Origin of the sequence: Rhodococcus opacus, from assembly GCF_012396235.1 — a bacterium.
Taxonomy (GTDB): Bacteria; Actinomycetota; Actinomycetes; order Mycobacteriales; family Mycobacteriaceae; genus Rhodococcus_F; species Rhodococcus_F opacus.
Genome location: NZ_JAAXPA010000002.1, coordinates 93435 through 109964 on the forward strand (window position 1 = coordinate 93435; position 16530 = coordinate 109964).

A 16530-nucleotide genomic window follows, 5' to 3' on the forward strand; every position below is an offset into this window, starting at 1 on the left:
TCGATGTGCCGTTGCCCAGTCGGAACTCTGACGCTTCGTCAGTGATTTCGTCTTCAGCGCGGTTATCGAGCTGTGATCATCCGTAGTTCACTCTGCGGACATCACAGCTCTGGATACTGCGCTGGGCCCGACATGGACCACTCCTCAGTCTCGAAGGTCGTGACTGGGAACCAGCAGAATCCTGATGAGGGGAACGAATGAGCGAGAACCGAAAGACCGGCCTGCGCCGTGGAGCCCGCATTGCCGGCCTTGGTGCCGCTGCGGCTGTAGTCCTCGGCCTGATGTCCACGGGTGCGGCCAACGCCGACACCTTCGTGCCGCTGCCGGGTGGCGAAAAGGTCGTCAACGCGGGAAGCGTCACGGCCAAGATCGCCCGCAACGCGGAGAGCGCTCTGGTTTCGCCGTCGCTGGCCGCCAATGGCGCGGGCCGCACGGCGTGGGTTTCGGGCGATGCGTTCGCTGAGCTCGGCGGCGAGATCCCGGAGGAAGGCGCGACGCTGACCACCGGTTACATCGTGGGTTGCCAGCTCGACATCACCGGCCTCGAGGCCGGAATCAGCGGCAGCATGTCGCTCGACGGACCGAGCGCGAGCGGTGCGCTGAGCCTGCCGATCGCACCGGGTGAGGTCAAGTTCGCGAAGATCCGGACCAAGGAAGACCTGAAGCCGGGTGTCTCGGCGATCCAGTACCGCGATCAGCAGATCGAGGTTCAGGGTTGCGGTGGCTACGCGCAGGCTCGTGCGTACACGGTCCTCGAAATTCCGGGGAACCACTACGTCAAGTCGACCCTCTACGGGCAGCCGTTCAGCATCGGCTGATTGCTCGTAAGCAGATCCCACTTCACGACTTCTCGCACAAGCGACATTCACCCTAGAGGGGAACAATGAACAGCAAGACCCTGCGCCACGGCGCCAAGGCTGCCGGCGTGGTCGCCGCGGCCACCGTCGCGATCGGCCTTCTCTCCACCGGTGCGGCCAACGCCGACACCTTCGTTCCGTTGCAGGACGGAAACATCACCCAGACGCTGCTCGACGGCACCGTGGTGACGGTCAAGCAGACCGGCAACTCGGCGAACATCAGCCCGTCGATGGGTTCGACCCCGCTGCACCGCAACGTGTGGGCGTCGGGCACCATCGATGTCTCCATCGACGGTGGCACGGCCAAGGGCGGCACCATCGACGCCGGCTACATCGTTGCCTGCCAGCTCGACTTCGGCGGCGAAGCCAGTGGTGGTTCCGCCGGTGGTGCGTCGTGGGACGACATCCAGGCCGGTACCGTCGGTAACCCGATCAGCACGGGCGACACGTCGGTTGGCGGCGGACTCTCCATCGCTCCCGGCGAGGCGAAGAACGTGCCGATCCTCGACGTCGAGTACACCGACGACTACGGCGCCGAGGCTCACAAGAGCAGCTTCAAGTTCACCGGCAAGAGCGGTGGCTTCACGTACTCGGACGAGACGTTCGGTGTGTCCGGTTGCGCCGGCTACGCGCAGGCCCGCTCCTATGCCAAGGTCACCGTCTCGACCGACTCGGTCGACGGCACCGTCACCCTGTGGGGACAGCCCTTCAGCCTCGGCTGACGCGTGACGCCGAAAAAAAATTGAACAACGTAATACCTCGAGGTTGGGGGCGTACGGCACTTCCGTACGCCCCCAACCTCGCCCTATGCGCTGTCGTGCATGTCACAGTTAGGACACGGAGGCTGGGGCGGAGGCGGATTCGGACACGTAGCTATAACATTTGGACGTTGTTTCAGCTAACTTTATCCCGTCAAGAGGTAAAGACTGCCTAACCGATCGCCGGGTAGGTGGTACCTGATGAGGGGAAAGAATGAGCGAGATCCGTAAGTCAGGCCTGCGCCGTGGGGCCCGCGTTGCCGGCCTCGGTGCCGCCGCGGCCGTTGCACTCGGCCTGATGTCCACCGGTGCTGCGAATGCCGACACCTTCGTGCCGCTGCCGGGTGGCGAAAAGGTCGTCAACGCGGGAAGCGTCACGGCCAAGATCGCCCGCAATGCCGAGAGCGCTCTGGTTTCGCCGTCGCTGGCCGCCAATGGCGCCGGCCGCGTTGCGTGGGTGTCGGGCGATGCCTTCGCCGAGCTCGGCGGCGAGATCCCGGAGGAAGGCGCGACGCTGACCACCGGTTACATCGTGGGTTGCCAGCTCGACATCACCGGTCTCGAGGCCGGTATCAGCGGCAGCATGTCGCTCGACGGACCGAGCGCGAGCGGTGCGCTGAGCCTGCCGATCGCACCGGGTGAGGTCAAGTTCGCCAAGATCAAGTCGAAGACGGACCTGAAGCCGGGCGTCTCGGCGATCCAGTACCGCGATCAGCAGATCGAGGTTCAGGGTTGCGGCGGGTACGCGCAGGCTCGCGCGTACACGGTCCTCGAAATTCCGGGGAACCACTACGTCAAGTCGACCCTCTACGGGCAGCCGTTCAGCATCGGCTGATCGCCGCGCTCCCGAACAACCAACCTTTTCGAGTCCTGTGGGCGGCCACGGCGTGCCCACTGTAAGAAACCCTTGAGGGGAACAATGAACAGCAAGACCCTGCGCCACGGCGCCAAGGCTGCCGGCGTGGTCGCCGCGGCCACCGTCGCGATCGGCCTTCTCTCCACCGGTGCGGCCAACGCCGACACCTTCGTTCCGTTGCAGGACGGAAACATCACCCAGACGCTGCTCGACGGCACCGTGGTGACCGTCCGCCAGACCGCCAACTCGGCGAACATCAGCCCGTCGATGGGTTCGACCCCGCTGCACCGCAACGTGTGGGCGTCGGGCACGATCGACGTCTCCATCGACGGTGGCACGGCCAAGGGCGGCACCATCGACGCCGGCTACATCGTTGCCTGCCAGCTCGACTTCGGCGGCAGCGCGAGCGGTGGTGCCTCGGCCAGCGCAGGCTGGGACGACATCCAGGCCGGCACTGTCGGCGACCCGGTCAGCCAGACCGGCACCAAGGTCGGCGGCGGAATCTCCATCGCTCCGGGCCAGGCCACCAACGTGCCGATCCTCGACATCGAGTACACCGACGACTACGGCGCCGAGGCTCACAAGAGCAGCTTCAAGTTCACCGGTAACAGCGGCGGCATCACGTACTCGGACGAGACGTTCGGTGTCTCCGGTTGCGCCGGCTACGCGCAGGCCCGCTCCTACGCCAAGGTCACCGTCTCGACGGCTTCCGTCGATGGCACCGTCACCCTGTGGGGACAGCCCTTCAGCCTCGGCTGATAATTCGTTCCACCCATGACTCCGGGCCCGTGCATGCAGCTGCTGCACGGGCCCGGAGTCGTCGGAAGCTATTCGCGGGTCTGCTCGAGGTTCGCGGCCTTGTCCGCGGTCATCGCGTGCGCTCCGTCGGGACTCGCTGTCGCGCCGTTGGTTTCGAGGCTTGATTCGAGGATGTCGCGGATCTGGATCAGCAGGTCGGCCTCACTGGCCTTCTTATCTGCGGGCTCGGTGATGAACCGCTTCTTCGCGGCGTTGGCCGGGACGATGAGAATGAAGTACACGACTGCGGCGATGATCACGAAGTTGATCACGGCCGTGATGACGGCGCCGATGTTGATGAAGGTGGCCGGGTTGTCGGCGAGAATCTGGTAACCCCAGCCCAGATCGTTGGCGCCACCCGCAACGGCGATCAACGGATTGATCACGTTGTTGGTGAACGCTGTGACGATGGCGGTGAACGCGGCTCCGACTACGACCGCGACGGCGAGGTCGAGGACGTTCCCCCGGAGCAGGAAGTCCTTGAATCCCTTGAGCATGTCGACGTCTCCTCGAGTGGGTGGCAAGTCATCCAGCACTGTTCGCAGAAAAGCCTAGATGAGCGCGGCTTCGCGTGACGGGTCACTGGAAGGTCACGGTGATCGCGCTCGTGAGAGATGCCGCGGCGACCGTCGTGGCCTCGGATGCCGGAAGGGCCAGCATCACCACGCGTTCGCGCTGGTCACGTCCGTTCTCGGACGGTGTCACCAACACCACGACGGCGCGGGACGCCAGCACGGTGGCGCCGGAGCGCCGGTCCGGATTCGCTGGTGTGCCGGGATCGACCGTGAGCACGTCGACGCGATCGCCCTCACGCAGAAGTTCCGTGACAGCGGGGTCGGCGAGCCGGACGGGGACGATCCGGGCGTCGTCCATGCCCGCTGCTGCCGCGGCGAGACGGGGGCCCAGTACTCGGACGTCGGTGAGGGCTTCTCCGGCGCGGGTCGGTCCGGCGAGGGTGCGCCCGGCGACGTCCGCCAATGCGGTGACGGCCCCGTCGGGGAGGGTCCCTGCCTCGAGTTCCACCAGTTCCACGTCGGCGTCCGTGAGAACGACGCCCGGTTGCAGATCCCGGGCGGCCACCACGACTGCGGAGCGGGCAGAGTCGGGGTCTCCGCGGGCGAGGAGCGCCAGTGCGAGGCAGACCAGCGCGGCGGCCAGGACGCGTCTGGCGACGAGGGTGCGGGCCCATCCGGGATGGGCGAGATCCGACAGCCGGTCGGCCCACGACGGGCTCAGGCTTCGGTGTGCTCGGTTCGACCGGCGGCGACTGGTCTGGACAGGATCGAACGACATGGTTCGACGCTAGGAGACCGGCGGGCCCGTGGGTACGCCGAAAGGGCCCGCCTGTGGATGGACGAGAAGTTGTGGATAACTCGCGGAGACGCGAGAACTAGCTGGCAGCAGCCTTGGCCGGTGCGGCGGTCGCGGTGCTCGACGAGCTGGACGAGGCCGTCGACGAACTTTCCGACTTCGCGGCGGGAGCAGAATCGGTCTTGGCCGGCTCGCTTGCTGCGCCGGACGTGCCGCGGCTGTCGGTGCGGTAGAAACCACTGCCCTTGAAGACGATGCCGACGGAGTTGAACAGTTTGCGAAGCTTGCCCGAGCACGCGGGGCAGACGGTCAGGGAGTCATCACTGAACGACTGGACGATGTCGAAACGGTTGTCGCATGCCGTGCACGCATATGAATAAGTGGGCACCGTGGTTCCTCCGCACTGTGTAGTCAAACCGCAGGTGTTAGCACTCTACAGTCGACAGTGCCAACAACGCTAATCAGAGAACTATTCCGGGCGGGAAACGTCCTCAGCGGTCGCCGAGTGGGACGAGGCCCGAGCCCGGGGTGAGCGCCCATCCCATACGTACGTCATGGGGGTCCTCGGGCAGCTCGGACACTAGTTCCTCGTCGCGGACCACCGTGATCAGCCGCGCGTCGGAGGCGGCGAGGCCGAGAGTCCGGTCGTAGAAGCCCGCGCCGCGGCCGAGTCGCACCCCCCGCCGGTCGACGGCCAGGGCGGGAACGAAAATGGTCCCGGCCGAACGGATCTCGTCGGGTTCCCACACCGGCCCGGTCGGCTCGCGGAGGCCGTAACTCGCGTCGGCGAGACCATCCGCGCCCGTGAACTCGGACCAGTGGAGCGGGCCCGGATCGCGGGTGACGGGCACGAGGACGCGTCCGGCGACTCGTCGGAGGGCGTCGAGAAAGTCCAGCGACCCGGGCTCGAGCGCAGTGGGAACGTAGGCACAGACGGTTGATCCACCGGCGATTCCTTGTGTGGCGAGCGCGACAAGCGCCCGGTCCTCGGCGGTGCGGAGTTCGGGGGTCAGCGCGCGCCGCCCGGAGAGCACCAGTTGCCGCCACTCGTCCTTCGTTCGTGCGTGCATGCCCCAACCTTAGAGCCGGCCGGTGAGCGTCCCCGACGGGTTCCGGGAGGTTACTGACAGGAACTTGGTGACTGTCGAGTAGGTCCGCACAGTTATGGTGTGGTCATGACAGACGCCGCACCGCACACCGCCAGCGCCTTTCGCACGGCTGTAGTGCCCGCAGCGGGAATGGGTACGCGATTCCTCCCCGCGACCAAGACCGTGCCGAAAGAGCTGCTCCCGGTCGTGGATACCCCGGGTATCGAACTGGTGGCCGGAGAGGCCGCGGATTCGGGCGCCGGCCGGCTCGTGATCGTGACATCGCCGGGTAAGGACGGAGTGGTCGCCCACTTCGTCGAGGATCTCGTGCTCGAGAGCAAGCTCGAGGCCAGCGGCAAGTATCACCTGCTCGAGAAGGTGCGCAAGGCTCCCGGCCTGCTCGAGGTGGAATCCGTAATCCAGGACGAGCCTCTCGGCCTGGGCCACGCGGTCGGCTGCGCGGAATCGGTCCTCGACGACGACGAGGACGCTATCGCCGTGCTCCTCCCGGACGACCTGGTGATGCCGCGCGGAGTGCTCGAGACGATGTCGCGGGTCCGCCGCAAGCGTGGTGGCACCGTCCTCTGCGCCATCGACGTACCCAAGGACCAGGTGAGCGCGTACGGCGTCTTCGAGGTCGAGACGGTTCCCGACGCCACCAACCCGGACGTCCTCAAGGTCATCGGCATGGTCGAGAAACCGGCCATCGAGGATGCGCCGTCCACGTTCGCCGCCGCAGGTCGCTACCTCCTCGACCGGGCGATCTTCGATGCGCTGCGGCGAATCGAACCCGGCGCCGGCGGCGAGCTCCAGCTCACCGACGCCATCGCCCTCCTCATCAAGGAAGGCCATCCCGTTCACGTCGTCGTGCACCGAGGCACGAGACACGATCTCGGAAATCCCGGCGGCTACCTCCGTGCTGCGGTTGACTTTGCGTTGGACATGGAGGAGTACGGCCCATCGTTGCGCGAATGGCTGATCGACCGATTGAAGCGGACGGATTCCTAGAGAAGCTCGGGAGGCAAGAACTTGCGGTCGGTCGAGGAGCAACAGACGATCGTGACCGCGGCCGCGGTGGCGCCGCGGCCGGTCCGTGTGGCGATCTCCGAAGCCCAGGGGCTGCTGTGTGCCGAAGAGGTGGTCACCGAGCGTCCGCTTCCCGGTTTCGACCAGGCCGCGATCGACGGCTACGCCGTCCGTAGCGTCGACGTCCAGGCCGCCGGAACCGACATCCGGGACGACGACGGTGCGCCCGTCGAACTGTCGCTCCCCGTGGTCGGTGAGGTCACGGCAGGTTCGAGGCAGCCGATCCGGCTGCAACCGCGTCAGGCCGTCAAGGTCGATACGGGCGCTCCGCTCCCGACGCTCGCCGACGCCGTCCTTCCGCTCGACCGCACGGATGGCGGCCGGGCCCGCGTCAAGATCTACAAACCCGTCCGCTCCGGCGACTACGTGCGCCGGGCCGGCGACGACGTGCAGCCCGGAGACGTCGCGGTCCGGGCAGGCACCATCATCGGGGCCGCGCAGGTCGGGTTGCTGGCGGCGGTGGGCCGAGACAAGGTGCTCGTGCATCCGCGGCCGCGGCTGTCCGTCATCTCGGTCGGTGGCGAACTCGTCGACGTCGACCGGACCCCCGGTCCCGGCCAGGTCTACGACGTCAACTCCTACGCGCTGGCCGCCGCCGCCCGCGACGCCGGCGCCGACGTCAACCGGGTCGGTATCGCGAACGCCGATGCCCGTCGGCTGCGCGAGGTGGTGGAAGGTCAGCTGATCCGGTCCGAGATCGTCGTCATCGCGGGTGCGGTCGGCGGCGGCGCCTCCGAGGACGTGCGGGACGCACTCGCCGATCTCGGCAACCTCGAGGTCGACCGCGTCGCAATGCATCCGGGATCGGTCCAGGGTTTCGGCCAGCTGGGCCGGGACGAGGTCCCGACGTTCCTGCTCCCGTCCAATCCGGTGAGCGCCCTCGTCGTGTTCGAGGTGATGGTGCGCCCGTTGATCCGCATCGCGCTGGGGCGTAGGCAGCCGATGCGACGCGTCGTCACCGCCCGCACCGTCGCACCCATCACGTCCATCGAGCACCGCAAGGGTTTTCTCCGAGGTCAGCTCATGCGCGACGAGGCCACGGGGGAGTACCTCGTCCAAGCTCTCGGCGGGGCGCCGGGCGCGTCCTCACACCTGCTCGCCACGCTGGCCGAGGCCAACTGCCTCGTCCTCATCGACCCCGAGATCACCGAGGTCCGGACCGGTGATCAGGTGGACGTGGCTTTTCTGGCGCAGCGGGGCTGATGGCACCGCGACAGTGTGAGACGGGATGACACAGCATCCGGGTTGGCCGCCGCATCTCGGGCCCTTGCGGGTGAAGGGTGGCGTCGTCACCGTGCGCGCCATCAGGTTGCGTGACGCGTCGGCGTGGAGTCGTCTGCGCACCCGCGACCGCGCGCACCTCGAACCGTGGGAACCGACCGGGGAGGCACCCTGGGAAGCGCGCCACCATATTTCGGGATGGCCCGGACTGTGCAGCAGTTTGCGTTCGGAAGCCCGGAAGGGTCGCATGCTGCCGATGGCCATCGAACTCGACGGCAATTTCTGCGGCCAGATCACGATCGGCAACGTGGTGCGGGGTGCACTGCGCTCCGCCTGGATCGGTTACTGGGTGGCCAGCGACGTCAACGGACTCGGGGTGGCCACGGGCGCACTCGCGCTGGGGCTCGATCATGCCTTCGGGCCCGTGGGGTTGCATCGCGTGGAGGCCACCGTGCGTCCGGAGAACCTGGCGAGCCAGGCGGTGCTCCGCAACGTCGGCTTCCGCGAGGAGGGTCTCCTCAAGCGCTACCTGGACGTCGACGGGCAGTGGCGCGACCACATTCTGGTCGGCATGACCGTCGAGGACGTGCCCGGCACGGTGGCAGATTCGCTCGTGCGGAGTGGCAAAGCCACCTGGGCGTGACCGCCGTAGCGGACATGGACAAGCGTCCAGCTACGCGGCAGTTATCTCACGGTATCAAAGCTTCCTGACCGGGGCTCCGCTTTCGGCGAGTCTTTGCCGGATCGTTCCCTCTGCCGTCTCGGGGCATGTCGAGCACCACATTTTCGCGTTACGCATGTGACACCTGAGTATGGTGAGATCGGCGCGTCTGCGAAGATGTGCGTGTTCATGCGGTTAGCCTGGGTGGGTCAACAGCGGTATCCATGCTGGTAGACGATTGGGAGGAGGTCGCCGTATGCCGAACTCGTTTCTCTGGATCGGGCTCGTCGTCGTGTGGCTCTTCGTCCTGGTTCCGATGCTGGTGAACAACCGCCCCCGGATTCGGCAAACCAGTGACGCAGCACTCGCGACGCGTGTGCTGCACCGCGGTGACGAACGTCCCGTGCAGCGTGGACCCGCGGCTGGACACCGCAGCGACCCGTACTGGCAACCGGAACCGGACCACTACGGCTACGACGCGGAGGACCTTGTGGACACTCACGCAGAGGAAGACGAGTTCGACGGCGAGCGGGCACCGGTGGGTGAGTACGTACCGGCGCGCCGGGGGCGTGGCGGCTTCGATCCCGAGGCCGACGCGATCGCGCGCGAGGCCCGGTACGCGTTCCGGCAGCGGTCGGTTCTCGGGCTGGTGTTCGCGACAATCATGTCGGCGGCGCTCGGGCTGATCATCTCGCCGCTGATGTGGTGGGTGTTCGCCGCCGGTGTGGTCGGTCTCTTCGGCTACTTGGCGTATCTGCGCCGGCAGGTTCAGATCGAGCAGGAGATCCGTCGTCGGCGGACCGCGCGTCTCAACCGTTCGCGGTTGGGTGTCGAGTCCCGCAGCGACGAGGAGCTCCGCCTCATCCCGGCCCGGTTGCGGCGTCCGGGCGCCGTCGTCCTCGAAGTGGACGACGAGGACCCCGAATTCGATCATCTCGAACACTTCGACGACGCCCCGATGCAGCAGGCCACGATGCGCCGAGCTGCCGGTGAGTAGCCGGGCGAATCGGGCCGAAAGCCACGTCGGTGTAGGCGATTCGCTCCCGCCGCGGGTGGCCTGCTAGAGTTTGCCGAGCGGATCGCAGGATCCGCGCGGGGCTGTGGCGCAGTTGGTAGCGCGCTTCGTTCGCATCGAAGAGGTCAGGGGTTCGATTCCCCTCAGCTCCACCACAGAAATGGCACTCACTCCACCCGGAGGGAGTGCCTTTTCTGCATTCGGCGCATTTTCTGTCTTCCGGCCCAGGTGAGCGCCATCGTCGGGGTGTGTAGAGCGAGGCCGCCGCGGGAATGCCCGACCCTCCGATTTGCCAAAAGGTAACTGAATGCTGTGTACTGTCCGTAGGTCATCAAGGGGTCGATCGCACGGGGTGGAAATACATGCAGGCAATGGGCAAGATCTCGAAGTTCTTGGAGCCGGCGACGGTGGCCGCGACCATCACCGCGACGATGTTGCTGGTGAACGTCCTGTGAACTCCGGCCGACCACTCGAAATCGCGAGGGCCGCGTCGGATACGCCGTCCTTCCGCTGACCGATCAGCACCTCCAGGCGATACCGCCGAACCCGCAGGGGTTCTCGGAAGCTGCTCGAGTCCCACCTGGCTCGGGCACCGCTGGTGGTGCCGGTTCCCCGACACCGGCACCACCAGCACCTCCGCTCGGTTCGCTCGATACCATGACAGCGGCGACGTCGCCGTAGACGTGGTGTCGTGAATACGAGGGGGGTGCACAGTGAGCGCGCGTCGTGTTGTTCGAAGGCTGACCATGGTCGGACTGGCGCTGGCCTTCTTGTCCGGGCTCGGCTGGGTCACCGTCTCGGTGTTCCCGTCCGACGCCTCCGCCGACCCCCAGTACCATGACTGCGCCAACAGTCGATGCGACGACGGTTCCTCGGAGTCTTCCGGCGGCGGCAAGCCCCGGCATCCTCATCCGCCGTGCGAGAGTCGCCGCGGCTGCGGTGGCGGAGAGCCCAGCGAGACACGGGAACCCAGCGAGACCGCGAACCCAAGTGATACGGCCGAGCCCAGCGAGACGGCCGAGCCGTCCGAGACCACGGAACCGTCCGCCACCGCCGAACCCACGGAGACGTCGACTCCTTCGACGTCACGGGTCGTGGTCGCTCCGCCCCCTCCGTTCAAGTTGCCACCCGTGGCCGAACCGGACATCGCGCGCCCGGACACGTCCGGGGACGACGATTCCGGAAACGACGCGGGTCCCGATGCTGCCGCCCCGGGATCCGAGGATCCTGCCGCACCTCCGGCGTCCGGGGGAGCGCCGGCCGGAGGTTCCGGGTCCGGTTCCGGAGCCGCTGCGGCAGCCCCGGGTGCGAGCGGTCCCGCGGATTCCGCACCCCAGGATCGCCCTGCCGGCGAGACCCCGAGCAGCGGCGGACCGTCGCCCGCCGCGGGGGCACCGGCCCAGGACGATCCGGCCGCCGCGCCGCCGGGAATGGTTCCGGTGGTCCACAGTGAGCCGTTGCCTGCGATCACCGTTCTCGGTGGGGTCGGCGTGCTGCTGTGCTGCGCCGGCGGGGCAGGTGCGCTGACCTTCAAGGGTGCTCGCGCACAGCAGGCGCGCATCGCGGCCGCGCGGGCGGAATTCTTCCCGTCCGCTTCGAGTGGAGGGATGTAGTCGTGGGGGCGAACAGATCTCATCGTCGGGTCGCGGCGGCCGTGGACGCGGTGTGTGACGCGGCGGCCCGGGCCGAAGCGGTGTCACTCCGGCACGTGGTGGACGCGGTGGCCCGCGAACGGCAGCGTCCCATCGAACTCGATTTCACGAAGCCGATGGCGCCCGGTGTGTGCGGCCAGAGGCGCGCGTACCCGGACCGGGACGTGATCGTGCTGGCGCCGGGCTTGCCGGACCTCGACCGCACGCTTGCGCATGAGCTGGGTCACATCGTGTTTCGGCACGAAGGAGCCGAGATCGTTACCGCGACGCTCGAAGCCGGGGACGATCTGATCGCCTACATGCTCAGCCAGCGGTCGCGACGGCGGGAAGACGAGCAGCCGTCCGACGAGGTGGCCGAGTGGGAGGCCGAGACGTTCGCGTCGATGCTGCTCATCCGGTTGAACACGATGCAGGGGCGCGGAACTCCCGTGTCCGTGCTCCGCTACGACGAGGCGATCGGCTGATGGGCTGGCTGGTTGCGCTCGTCGTCTGGACGGCCGCGGGTGCCCGGATCGGCCGGGTCGCCGCGCGTCAGCCGACGCCGCTGCGCGTGGCGATGGTGGTGGCGGTGTCCAGCGCGGCCCTTGCGTCCACGTTGGCCGTTCCGGACGTCGCCGGGCGCCTCGACACCGTGGCCTCGGATGTCGGGCTGTCGGAGATCATCCTCGAACTGGCGTGGACGTTGTTCGCCGCCGCGAGCGCGGTCGGCGCGATCTCCGTGTGGCCGATACTCCCGCGTCCTGCGCTGCGTGCCGTCGCCGTGATCGTCTACACCGTGGCTATCGTGCTCGGAATCGGGCTTGCCGGTGGATATCCCGTTCCTGCGCTGGTGTTCATCGTGATCGCGCTGACCGCGGTGGTCGTGACCGGAGTCCGGCACGTCGCGTGGACACCGCTCGGCCGCGGAATCTCACTGATCGTGGTCGGATCGGCGATCGTCCTGGCTGCGGCGGTCGTCGGACTGGTGCGTGAGGTGTCGGGCGAGACGTGGGCCGTCGGCTCCTCGCCGGCGTACACCGTCGCGGCCGTGATCGTCTCGGTCGGCACCGTCTGGGTGCTCGTCGAAACCTGGTTCCGCGCACGCCAGGACCTGCGCCGCATGAACACACTGCATTCGGTGCTCGTTTCACGGTTCCCTGAAGTGGTCGAGGGCGACGGCAAGGGGAGCACGACCGTCCTCCGCGCCTCCGACGCTGTCGCACACGTCATGGATGCGCTGTACCTGCAGGCGGGCGCGGGCATGCTCGACACGGACGAACAGGACCTGCCGGAATCGACCGCCGAACGCGCCCGGATTCTCGCCGGCTGGATCGACGACCCGGTCGCCTCCGACGTCCTCGACACCGAGTGGATCGCGCCGCCCCAGGGCATGTCGCCGCGCCGATGGGTGCTCGATCTCGCGGACGCGTACGCCGACTTCCGGAAGTCGGCCCCGGTTCCCGTGAAGGCGGACACCGCCGAATCGTCTGCGGAATAGCCTTCAGCCGCCGGTCAGTCCGGTGAACCGGTGACGAGCCACCCGCAGGGCGAGGCGAGATCTTCGGCCTCCGGCGGTCCCATGGATCCCGCAGGGTACGGCTTGGCCGGGGGAGGGTCACGCAGCAGCGCGTCGGCGACGGTCCAGACGTGCGCCAAGCCGTCGGGGCGGGTGAACAGTGACCGGTCGCCGTGCAGGACGTCGAGGATGAGTCGCGAATACGGTGCGAGGGCGTGGGCGAGCGGTACCGTGTCGAGCGGCAGGCCCAGGTGGCCCACCGACAGTGTGTCGTCGGGTCCGGGTTCCTTGACGACCATGGAGATGTCGATCTCGCCGTCCCCGGACAGATCGAACGTCAGGACGGCGCCGTCCGGCGGAATGTCCGAGAGCGGTCCTCGAGGACTGCGGAAGACGAGGCTGACCCGTTGTCGGCTGACGCCCAGCATCTTTCCGGTCCGGAGGAGGAACGGCACCCCACGCCAGCGGTCCGTGTCGACCCACAACCGTGCGGCGACGAACGTCTCCGTCGTCGAATCGTCTGCGACACCGTGAACGTCGCGGTACCCCTCGTACTGGCCGAGCACCACGTCGGCCGTGTCGAGCGGACGGAACGCCCCGATCACGGTTTCCCGGGCGGATTGGAGATCGTCGGCGCCCAACGTCTCCGGCGGCTCCATCGCGATCTCGGCGGCGACCTGGAACAGGTGCGTCACCAGCATGTCCAGGACGGCACCGGTGGCGTCGTAGAACCGGGCGCGGTCGTCGATGTCGAGTGTCTCGGGCACGTCGATCTGTACCTGCTCGACGTGTTCCCGGTTCCAGACGCCCTCGATCAGCCCGTTCGCGAAGCGCAGGATGTGCAGATTCTGGGTGCTCTCCTTGCCGAGGAAATGATCGATTCGATAGATCTGCTTCTCGTCGAGGACGTGGTGCACGGCTTCGTCGAGTTCGGTGAACGCCTCGTGCGACGTCCCGAACGGTTTCTCGTACACGACGCGTGCGCCACGGGCCAGGTCGTGAGCGCCGAGCGCGCGGGTGGTCTCGGCGAACGTGCTGGGTGGCAGGGCCAGGTAGTGAACCAACTGCGCGTCTGCCGCGTCGAGGTCGTCCCGCGCCTGCCGAACGGCTGCGGGGAGCGTTCCCGGGTTGTCCGGGGTGAAACCGCCGCCCGCGAATCTCAGCCGCCGGGCGAACGTCTCCCAGTCTGTGTCGTCGTGCGGCACTCCGAATTGGTTCACGACGTCGCGCACGTGGTCGCGGAACTGATCGTCGGAGACGTTGCCCCGGCCGGTGCCGATCAGCATCCACTCGGAGTTCAAGAGCCCTGACCGAGCGAGCTGGAAGAACGCGGGGAGGACCATGCGTTTGGACAGGTCCCCGGTGGCACCGAAGAGCACGAAGATCGTGGGACCGAGCTGCGGTCTGTCAACCATTGCTCCATCATGCGCCACGTGGGCACACCGGGCAGGGCATTCCGGCGGTGTCGTCGGGTGCGTTAGGTGACTTCTACCCGGACGTCGGGAGCGACCTGCGGCGAACTCGTTGCTGCCCAACGACTCCGGTGATCAGCGGGACGCGTCCGGTGGGACCTCCGGCAACCCCTCGCTGGCGCGGAGTTTCTCGGCCATCGTGGTGAGCAGGTTCTGCGACTCTTCGGAGAGGTCGAACGCGCGGCTGGAGAGCTTGCGAAGTCCGTATCCCTGGAGTTGAGAGAGAAGCTCGAGATCGTGATCGATCTTCGCGGCGTAGATGTCGTTGAAGAAGTAGTCGGGCTTCACCTTGAAGAAGCGGGCGAACGCCGCGACCGTCTCGTCGGAGGGGTTGGTTCGTTGTCCCGACCGGAGCTGGGAGATGTAGGGCTTCGAGATCTGGTGTCCGTCTGCGATGAGTGCCGCCGCGACCTCGGCGTTGGTATGCGGTTTACGTCCCGGAGGGTGGACCGTGTCGAAGAGCTTGTTCAACCGCGCAGCAAAATCTGCCATTGTGAGCCGCCGGGTCCTCTCTCGTGCGGGCGTCAGTCGTGTGAACGACACCGTACCACGATGATAACCGATTGATAACTCACGGACATAGAGGCAAAACGTCGTCCGCGGACTCTGTGCTTATCTCATATATGTTTCAACGATCGCCTGTTCGTCGCTCGCGGATCGCCGACATTTCGGGAGCCCTCTGTGCTCGTCACGCACGCACTACCGTTGAAAGTTCAAGAGAGGCGCGGAGGTGTGGTGACTGGAGCCCGAGGGGCCGGTTGTGGTTGCCGGGCCGATTGTGTGGTTGCTCTTTCAATCACTGAGAGTTAGCTGGAAACGTCGCAGGGGTGTGCGCCGTGAGGCTGCCCGGTTAATATCCCCAGTTCAGGGCCACTGTGTTGCGTTGCGCATCGCAACGTGGAGAGGTCGCTCGCGGCCCGCGGGGCCTCGTGAACACTACTGTGAAGTTGTGGCATCCGCGCGGGCGCCAGGCCGCGCGCCCCCGGATCCGCGTCACGGCCGCCGCGTGCTCTTCGCGGGTTCGCGCCGCCTGGTTGGACGAGTGTCCAGCTCAGCCGGGGTTTTGCCGCTCCGGTGCGCCCCCGAGTCTGGCCAAATCTGAAGCCGACGGGGATGATTGTGATATGGAACACAGAATGAGTGACGCCGAGCTTCGGAAGGCGATTCGAGTTCTGCGCGAGCGCGCCGACGACGCCCGGCACCGAGGAAACGACGACGACGCCAACGGAATCGAGAGGACGATTCGTACCTATCAGGAAGAAATGACCCAGCGGTTGTGAACCGTCACGAACCGGCCCGGAGAGGGCCGGTTCGCGTTTCCTCGGGAAAGGCACCGCTGCGGTTGCGTGCGCGCAATCAGATTGCGTGCGTAGACTTCCAGCCGACACGGATCGGTGACGACGGGGGCGCGCACGGCTATGGCGATCAAGACGCTGGACGGCAAGAAGTGCCTGATCACGGGTGCAGGTAGCGGGATCGGGCAGGCGACCGCCCTGGCGGCCGCGGCGGAGGGCGCCGAACTCTTCCTCACCGACATCAACGAGGTCGGCCTGGCGCAGACGGTCGAACAAGTCGGCAGCCGCGGGGGCACCGTCAGTTTCTCGCGTGCCCTCGACGTGTCCGACTACGACGCCGTCGCCGCATTCGCCGCCGATGTCCACGATCAGTTCGGCAGCCTCGACGTCGTCATGAACGTCGCCGGTATCTCCGCGTGGGGGACCGTCGAGAATCTCGAACACCGCCACTGGAAGTCCATGGTGGACGTCAACCTGATGGGTCCGATCCACATCATCGAGAGCTTCCTGCCCCCGATGGTGCGGGCGGGACGCGGCGGTCACCTGGTCAACGTCTCTTCTGCCGCCGGCTTGCTGGCGCTGCCGTGGCATGCCGCCTACAGCGCAAGCAAATTCGGGCTCCGCGGAGTGTCCGAGGTTCTGCGGTTCGATCTCAAACGGCACGGCATCGGTGTGAGCCTCGTTGTTCCCGGCGCGGTCAAGACGCCGCTGGTGGGCACGGTCGAGATCGCCGGGGTCGATCGCGACGACCCGCGCATCCAGAAGGCGATCCATCGCTTCGAGAAGCGGGCCGTCACGCCCGAGAAGGTCGCGTCCTGCATCATCGCCGGCATCAAGAAGGACCGGTACCTGGTGTACACGTCGCCGGACATCCGGTTCGGCTACTGGTGGGCGCGCAAGTTCTCGCCGCCGTACGACTTCGTGATGCAGCGGGCGAACGACCAGTTCAGCAAGTTCCTGTAGGA

The 16530-nt window shown here is 66.9% G+C and carries 19 protein-coding genes and 1 tRNA gene; 14 read left to right on the forward strand and 6 right to left on the reverse strand.

Annotation, left to right across the window (positions count from 1 at the left end):
- Window positions 1-197: 197 nt before the first annotated feature.
- The 4 genes from HGB39_RS02380 (at window position 198) to HGB39_RS02395 (ending at window position 3230) form a co-directional block, all read left to right on the forward strand.
- The gene (locus HGB39_RS02380; RefSeq protein ID WP_005238665.1) at window positions 198-818 is read left to right on the forward strand and encodes an MspA family porin; all 621 of its coding nucleotides are present in this window, start codon (window positions 198-200) and stop codon (window positions 816-818) included.
- A 65-nt stretch (window positions 819-883) separates the two neighbouring features.
- Window positions 884-1579: an MspA family porin gene (locus HGB39_RS02385; protein ID WP_005567396.1), complete on the forward strand. Its 696-nt coding sequence runs from the start codon at window positions 884-886 to the stop codon at window positions 1577-1579.
- A 250-nt stretch (window positions 1580-1829) separates the two neighbouring features.
- Complete coding sequence (locus HGB39_RS02390) at window positions 1830-2450, forward strand: MspA family porin (RefSeq protein ID WP_005238669.1); 621 nt, start codon at window positions 1830-1832, stop codon at window positions 2448-2450.
- An 84-nt stretch (window positions 2451-2534) separates the two neighbouring features.
- Entirely contained in the window at window positions 2535-3230 is a 696-nt protein-coding gene (locus HGB39_RS02395; protein ID WP_005567394.1) for an MspA family porin, read from the forward strand.
- Window positions 3231-3298: 68 nt separating this feature from the next.
- Here HGB39_RS02395 and mscL read toward each other — a convergent pair whose 3' ends face one another.
- The 4 genes from mscL to HGB39_RS02415 all read right to left on the reverse strand — a co-directional run bounded on the left by mscL (window position 3299) and on the right by HGB39_RS02415 (window position 5650).
- Window positions 3299-3766: a large conductance mechanosensitive channel protein MscL gene (gene mscL / locus HGB39_RS02400; RefSeq protein ID WP_005255372.1), complete on the reverse strand. Its 468-nt coding sequence runs from the start codon at window positions 3764-3766 to the stop codon at window positions 3299-3301.
- Between the two features lie 82 nt (window positions 3767-3848).
- A complete protein-coding gene (locus HGB39_RS02405) occupies window positions 3849-4562 on the reverse strand; it encodes an SAF domain-containing protein (RefSeq protein ID WP_005567393.1) in 714 nt (237 codons plus the stop codon).
- Window positions 4563-4659: 97 nt separating this feature from the next.
- Window positions 4660-4968, reverse strand: a complete 309-nt coding sequence (locus HGB39_RS02410) for an FmdB family zinc ribbon protein (protein WP_005238679.1) — start codon at window positions 4966-4968, stop codon at window positions 4660-4662.
- Between the two features lie 103 nt (window positions 4969-5071).
- Window positions 5072-5650, reverse strand: coding sequence for a 5-formyltetrahydrofolate cyclo-ligase (locus HGB39_RS02415; protein WP_005567391.1), 579 nt, complete (start codon window positions 5648-5650; stop codon window positions 5072-5074).
- A 105-nt stretch (window positions 5651-5755) separates the two neighbouring features.
- Here HGB39_RS02415 and HGB39_RS02420 point away from each other — a divergent pair, with 105 nt between their 5' ends.
- The 8 genes from HGB39_RS02420 to HGB39_RS02460 all read left to right on the forward strand — a co-directional run bounded on the left by HGB39_RS02420 (window position 5756) and on the right by HGB39_RS02460 (window position 12780).
- Window positions 5756-6676 carry a UTP--glucose-1-phosphate uridylyltransferase gene (locus HGB39_RS02420; protein ID WP_005567389.1) on the forward strand — a complete coding sequence of 307 codons (921 nt, stop codon included), beginning with the start codon at window positions 5756-5758 and terminating at the stop codon, window positions 6674-6676.
- Window positions 6677-6697: 21 nt separating this feature from the next.
- Window positions 6698-7957, forward strand: coding sequence for a molybdotransferase-like divisome protein Glp (glp, locus tag HGB39_RS02425; protein ID WP_005238688.1), 1260 nt, complete (start codon window positions 6698-6700; stop codon window positions 7955-7957).
- A gap of 25 nt (window positions 7958-7982) precedes the next feature.
- Window positions 7983-8618 (forward strand): GNAT family N-acetyltransferase, encoded by a 636-nt coding sequence (locus HGB39_RS02430; protein WP_005238689.1) that lies wholly within the window; start codon window positions 7983-7985, stop codon window positions 8616-8618.
- Between the two features lie 274 nt (window positions 8619-8892).
- Window positions 8893-9633 (forward strand): divisome protein SepX/GlpR, encoded by a 741-nt coding sequence (sepX, locus tag HGB39_RS02435; protein ID WP_005255377.1) that lies wholly within the window; start codon window positions 8893-8895, stop codon window positions 9631-9633.
- A gap of 97 nt (window positions 9634-9730) precedes the next feature.
- Window positions 9731-9806: transfer RNA gene (locus HGB39_RS02440), tRNA-Ala, on the forward strand.
- 558 nt (window positions 9807-10364) lie between these two features.
- Window positions 10365-11264 (forward strand): cell surface protein, encoded by a 900-nt coding sequence (locus tag HGB39_RS02450; protein ID WP_248949736.1) that lies wholly within the window; start codon window positions 10365-10367, stop codon window positions 11262-11264.
- Window positions 11265-11266: 2 nt separating this feature from the next.
- Window positions 11267-11767 carry an ImmA/IrrE family metallo-endopeptidase gene (locus HGB39_RS02455; RefSeq protein ID WP_043787229.1) on the forward strand — a complete coding sequence of 167 codons (501 nt, stop codon included), beginning with the start codon at window positions 11267-11269 and terminating at the stop codon, window positions 11765-11767.
- A complete protein-coding gene (locus tag HGB39_RS02460) occupies window positions 11767-12780 on the forward strand; it encodes a hypothetical protein (RefSeq protein WP_005561366.1) in 1014 nt (337 codons plus the stop codon). Before HGB39_RS02455 ends, HGB39_RS02460 begins: the two co-directional genes overlap by 1 nt.
- Window positions 12781-12794: 14 nt before the next feature.
- Here HGB39_RS02460 and HGB39_RS02465 read toward each other — a convergent pair whose 3' ends face one another.
- Both HGB39_RS02465 and HGB39_RS02470 read right to left on the reverse strand, forming a co-directional pair.
- Window positions 12795-14213, reverse strand: coding sequence for a glucose-6-phosphate dehydrogenase (locus tag HGB39_RS02465; RefSeq protein ID WP_005561364.1), 1419 nt, complete (start codon window positions 14211-14213; stop codon window positions 12795-12797).
- Window positions 14214-14345: 132 nt separating this feature from the next.
- Window positions 14346-14762: a helix-turn-helix domain-containing protein gene (locus HGB39_RS02470; protein ID WP_005238699.1), complete on the reverse strand. Its 417-nt coding sequence runs from the start codon at window positions 14760-14762 to the stop codon at window positions 14346-14348.
- A 644-nt stretch (window positions 14763-15406) separates the two neighbouring features.
- Between HGB39_RS02470 and HGB39_RS02475 the strand changes: the two genes are divergently transcribed.
- Together HGB39_RS02475 and HGB39_RS02480 are read left to right on the forward strand one after the other, a co-directional pair.
- Window positions 15407-15550: a hypothetical protein gene (locus HGB39_RS02475; protein WP_005561362.1), complete on the forward strand. Its 144-nt coding sequence runs from the start codon at window positions 15407-15409 to the stop codon at window positions 15548-15550.
- 138 nt (window positions 15551-15688) lie between these two features.
- Entirely contained in the window at window positions 15689-16528 is an 840-nt protein-coding gene (locus HGB39_RS02480) for an SDR family oxidoreductase (protein ID WP_005255390.1), read from the forward strand.
- The last annotated feature ends 2 nt before the right edge of the window (window positions 16529-16530 follow it).

Bases quoted from the DNA above. Each gene is read 5' to 3' on its own strand.
- HGB39_RS02380 (WP_005238665.1), top strand. From the start codon at position 198: ATGAGCGAGAACCGAAAGACCGGCCTGCGCCGTGGAGCCCGCATTGCC.
- HGB39_RS02385 (WP_005567396.1), top strand. From the start codon at position 884: ATGAACAGCAAGACCCTGCGCCACGGCGCCAAGGCTGCCGGCGTGGTC.
- HGB39_RS02390 (WP_005238669.1), top strand. From the start codon at position 1,830: ATGAGCGAGATCCGTAAGTCAGGCCTGCGCCGTGGGGCCCGCGTTGCC.
- HGB39_RS02395 (WP_005567394.1), top strand. From the start codon at position 2,535: ATGAACAGCAAGACCCTGCGCCACGGCGCCAAGGCTGCCGGCGTGGTC.
- mscL (WP_005255372.1), bottom strand. From the start codon at position 3,766: ATGCTCAAGGGATTCAAGGACTTCCTGCTCCGGGGGAACGTCCTCGAC.
- HGB39_RS02405 (WP_005567393.1), bottom strand. From the start codon at position 4,562: ATGTCGTTCGATCCTGTCCAGACCAGTCGCCGCCGGTCGAACCGAGCA.
- HGB39_RS02415 (WP_005567391.1), bottom strand. From the start codon at position 5,650: ATGCACGCACGAACGAAGGACGAGTGGCGGCAACTGGTGCTCTCCGGG.
- HGB39_RS02420 (WP_005567389.1), top strand. From the start codon at position 5,756: ATGACAGACGCCGCACCGCACACCGCCAGCGCCTTTCGCACGGCTGTA.
- HGB39_RS02430 (WP_005238689.1), top strand. From the start codon at position 7,983: ATGACACAGCATCCGGGTTGGCCGCCGCATCTCGGGCCCTTGCGGGTG.
- sepX (WP_005255377.1), top strand. From the start codon at position 8,893: ATGCCGAACTCGTTTCTCTGGATCGGGCTCGTCGTCGTGTGGCTCTTC.
- HGB39_RS02460 (WP_005561366.1), top strand. From the start codon at position 11,767: ATGGGCTGGCTGGTTGCGCTCGTCGTCTGGACGGCCGCGGGTGCCCGG.
- HGB39_RS02465 (WP_005561364.1), bottom strand. From the start codon at position 14,213: ATGGTTGACAGACCGCAGCTCGGTCCCACGATCTTCGTGCTCTTCGGT.
- HGB39_RS02470 (WP_005238699.1), bottom strand. From the start codon at position 14,762: ATGGCAGATTTTGCTGCGCGGTTGAACAAGCTCTTCGACACGGTCCAC.
- HGB39_RS02475 (WP_005561362.1), top strand. From the start codon at position 15,407: ATGAGTGACGCCGAGCTTCGGAAGGCGATTCGAGTTCTGCGCGAGCGC.
- HGB39_RS02480 (WP_005255390.1), top strand. From the start codon at position 15,689: ATGGCGATCAAGACGCTGGACGGCAAGAAGTGCCTGATCACGGGTGCA.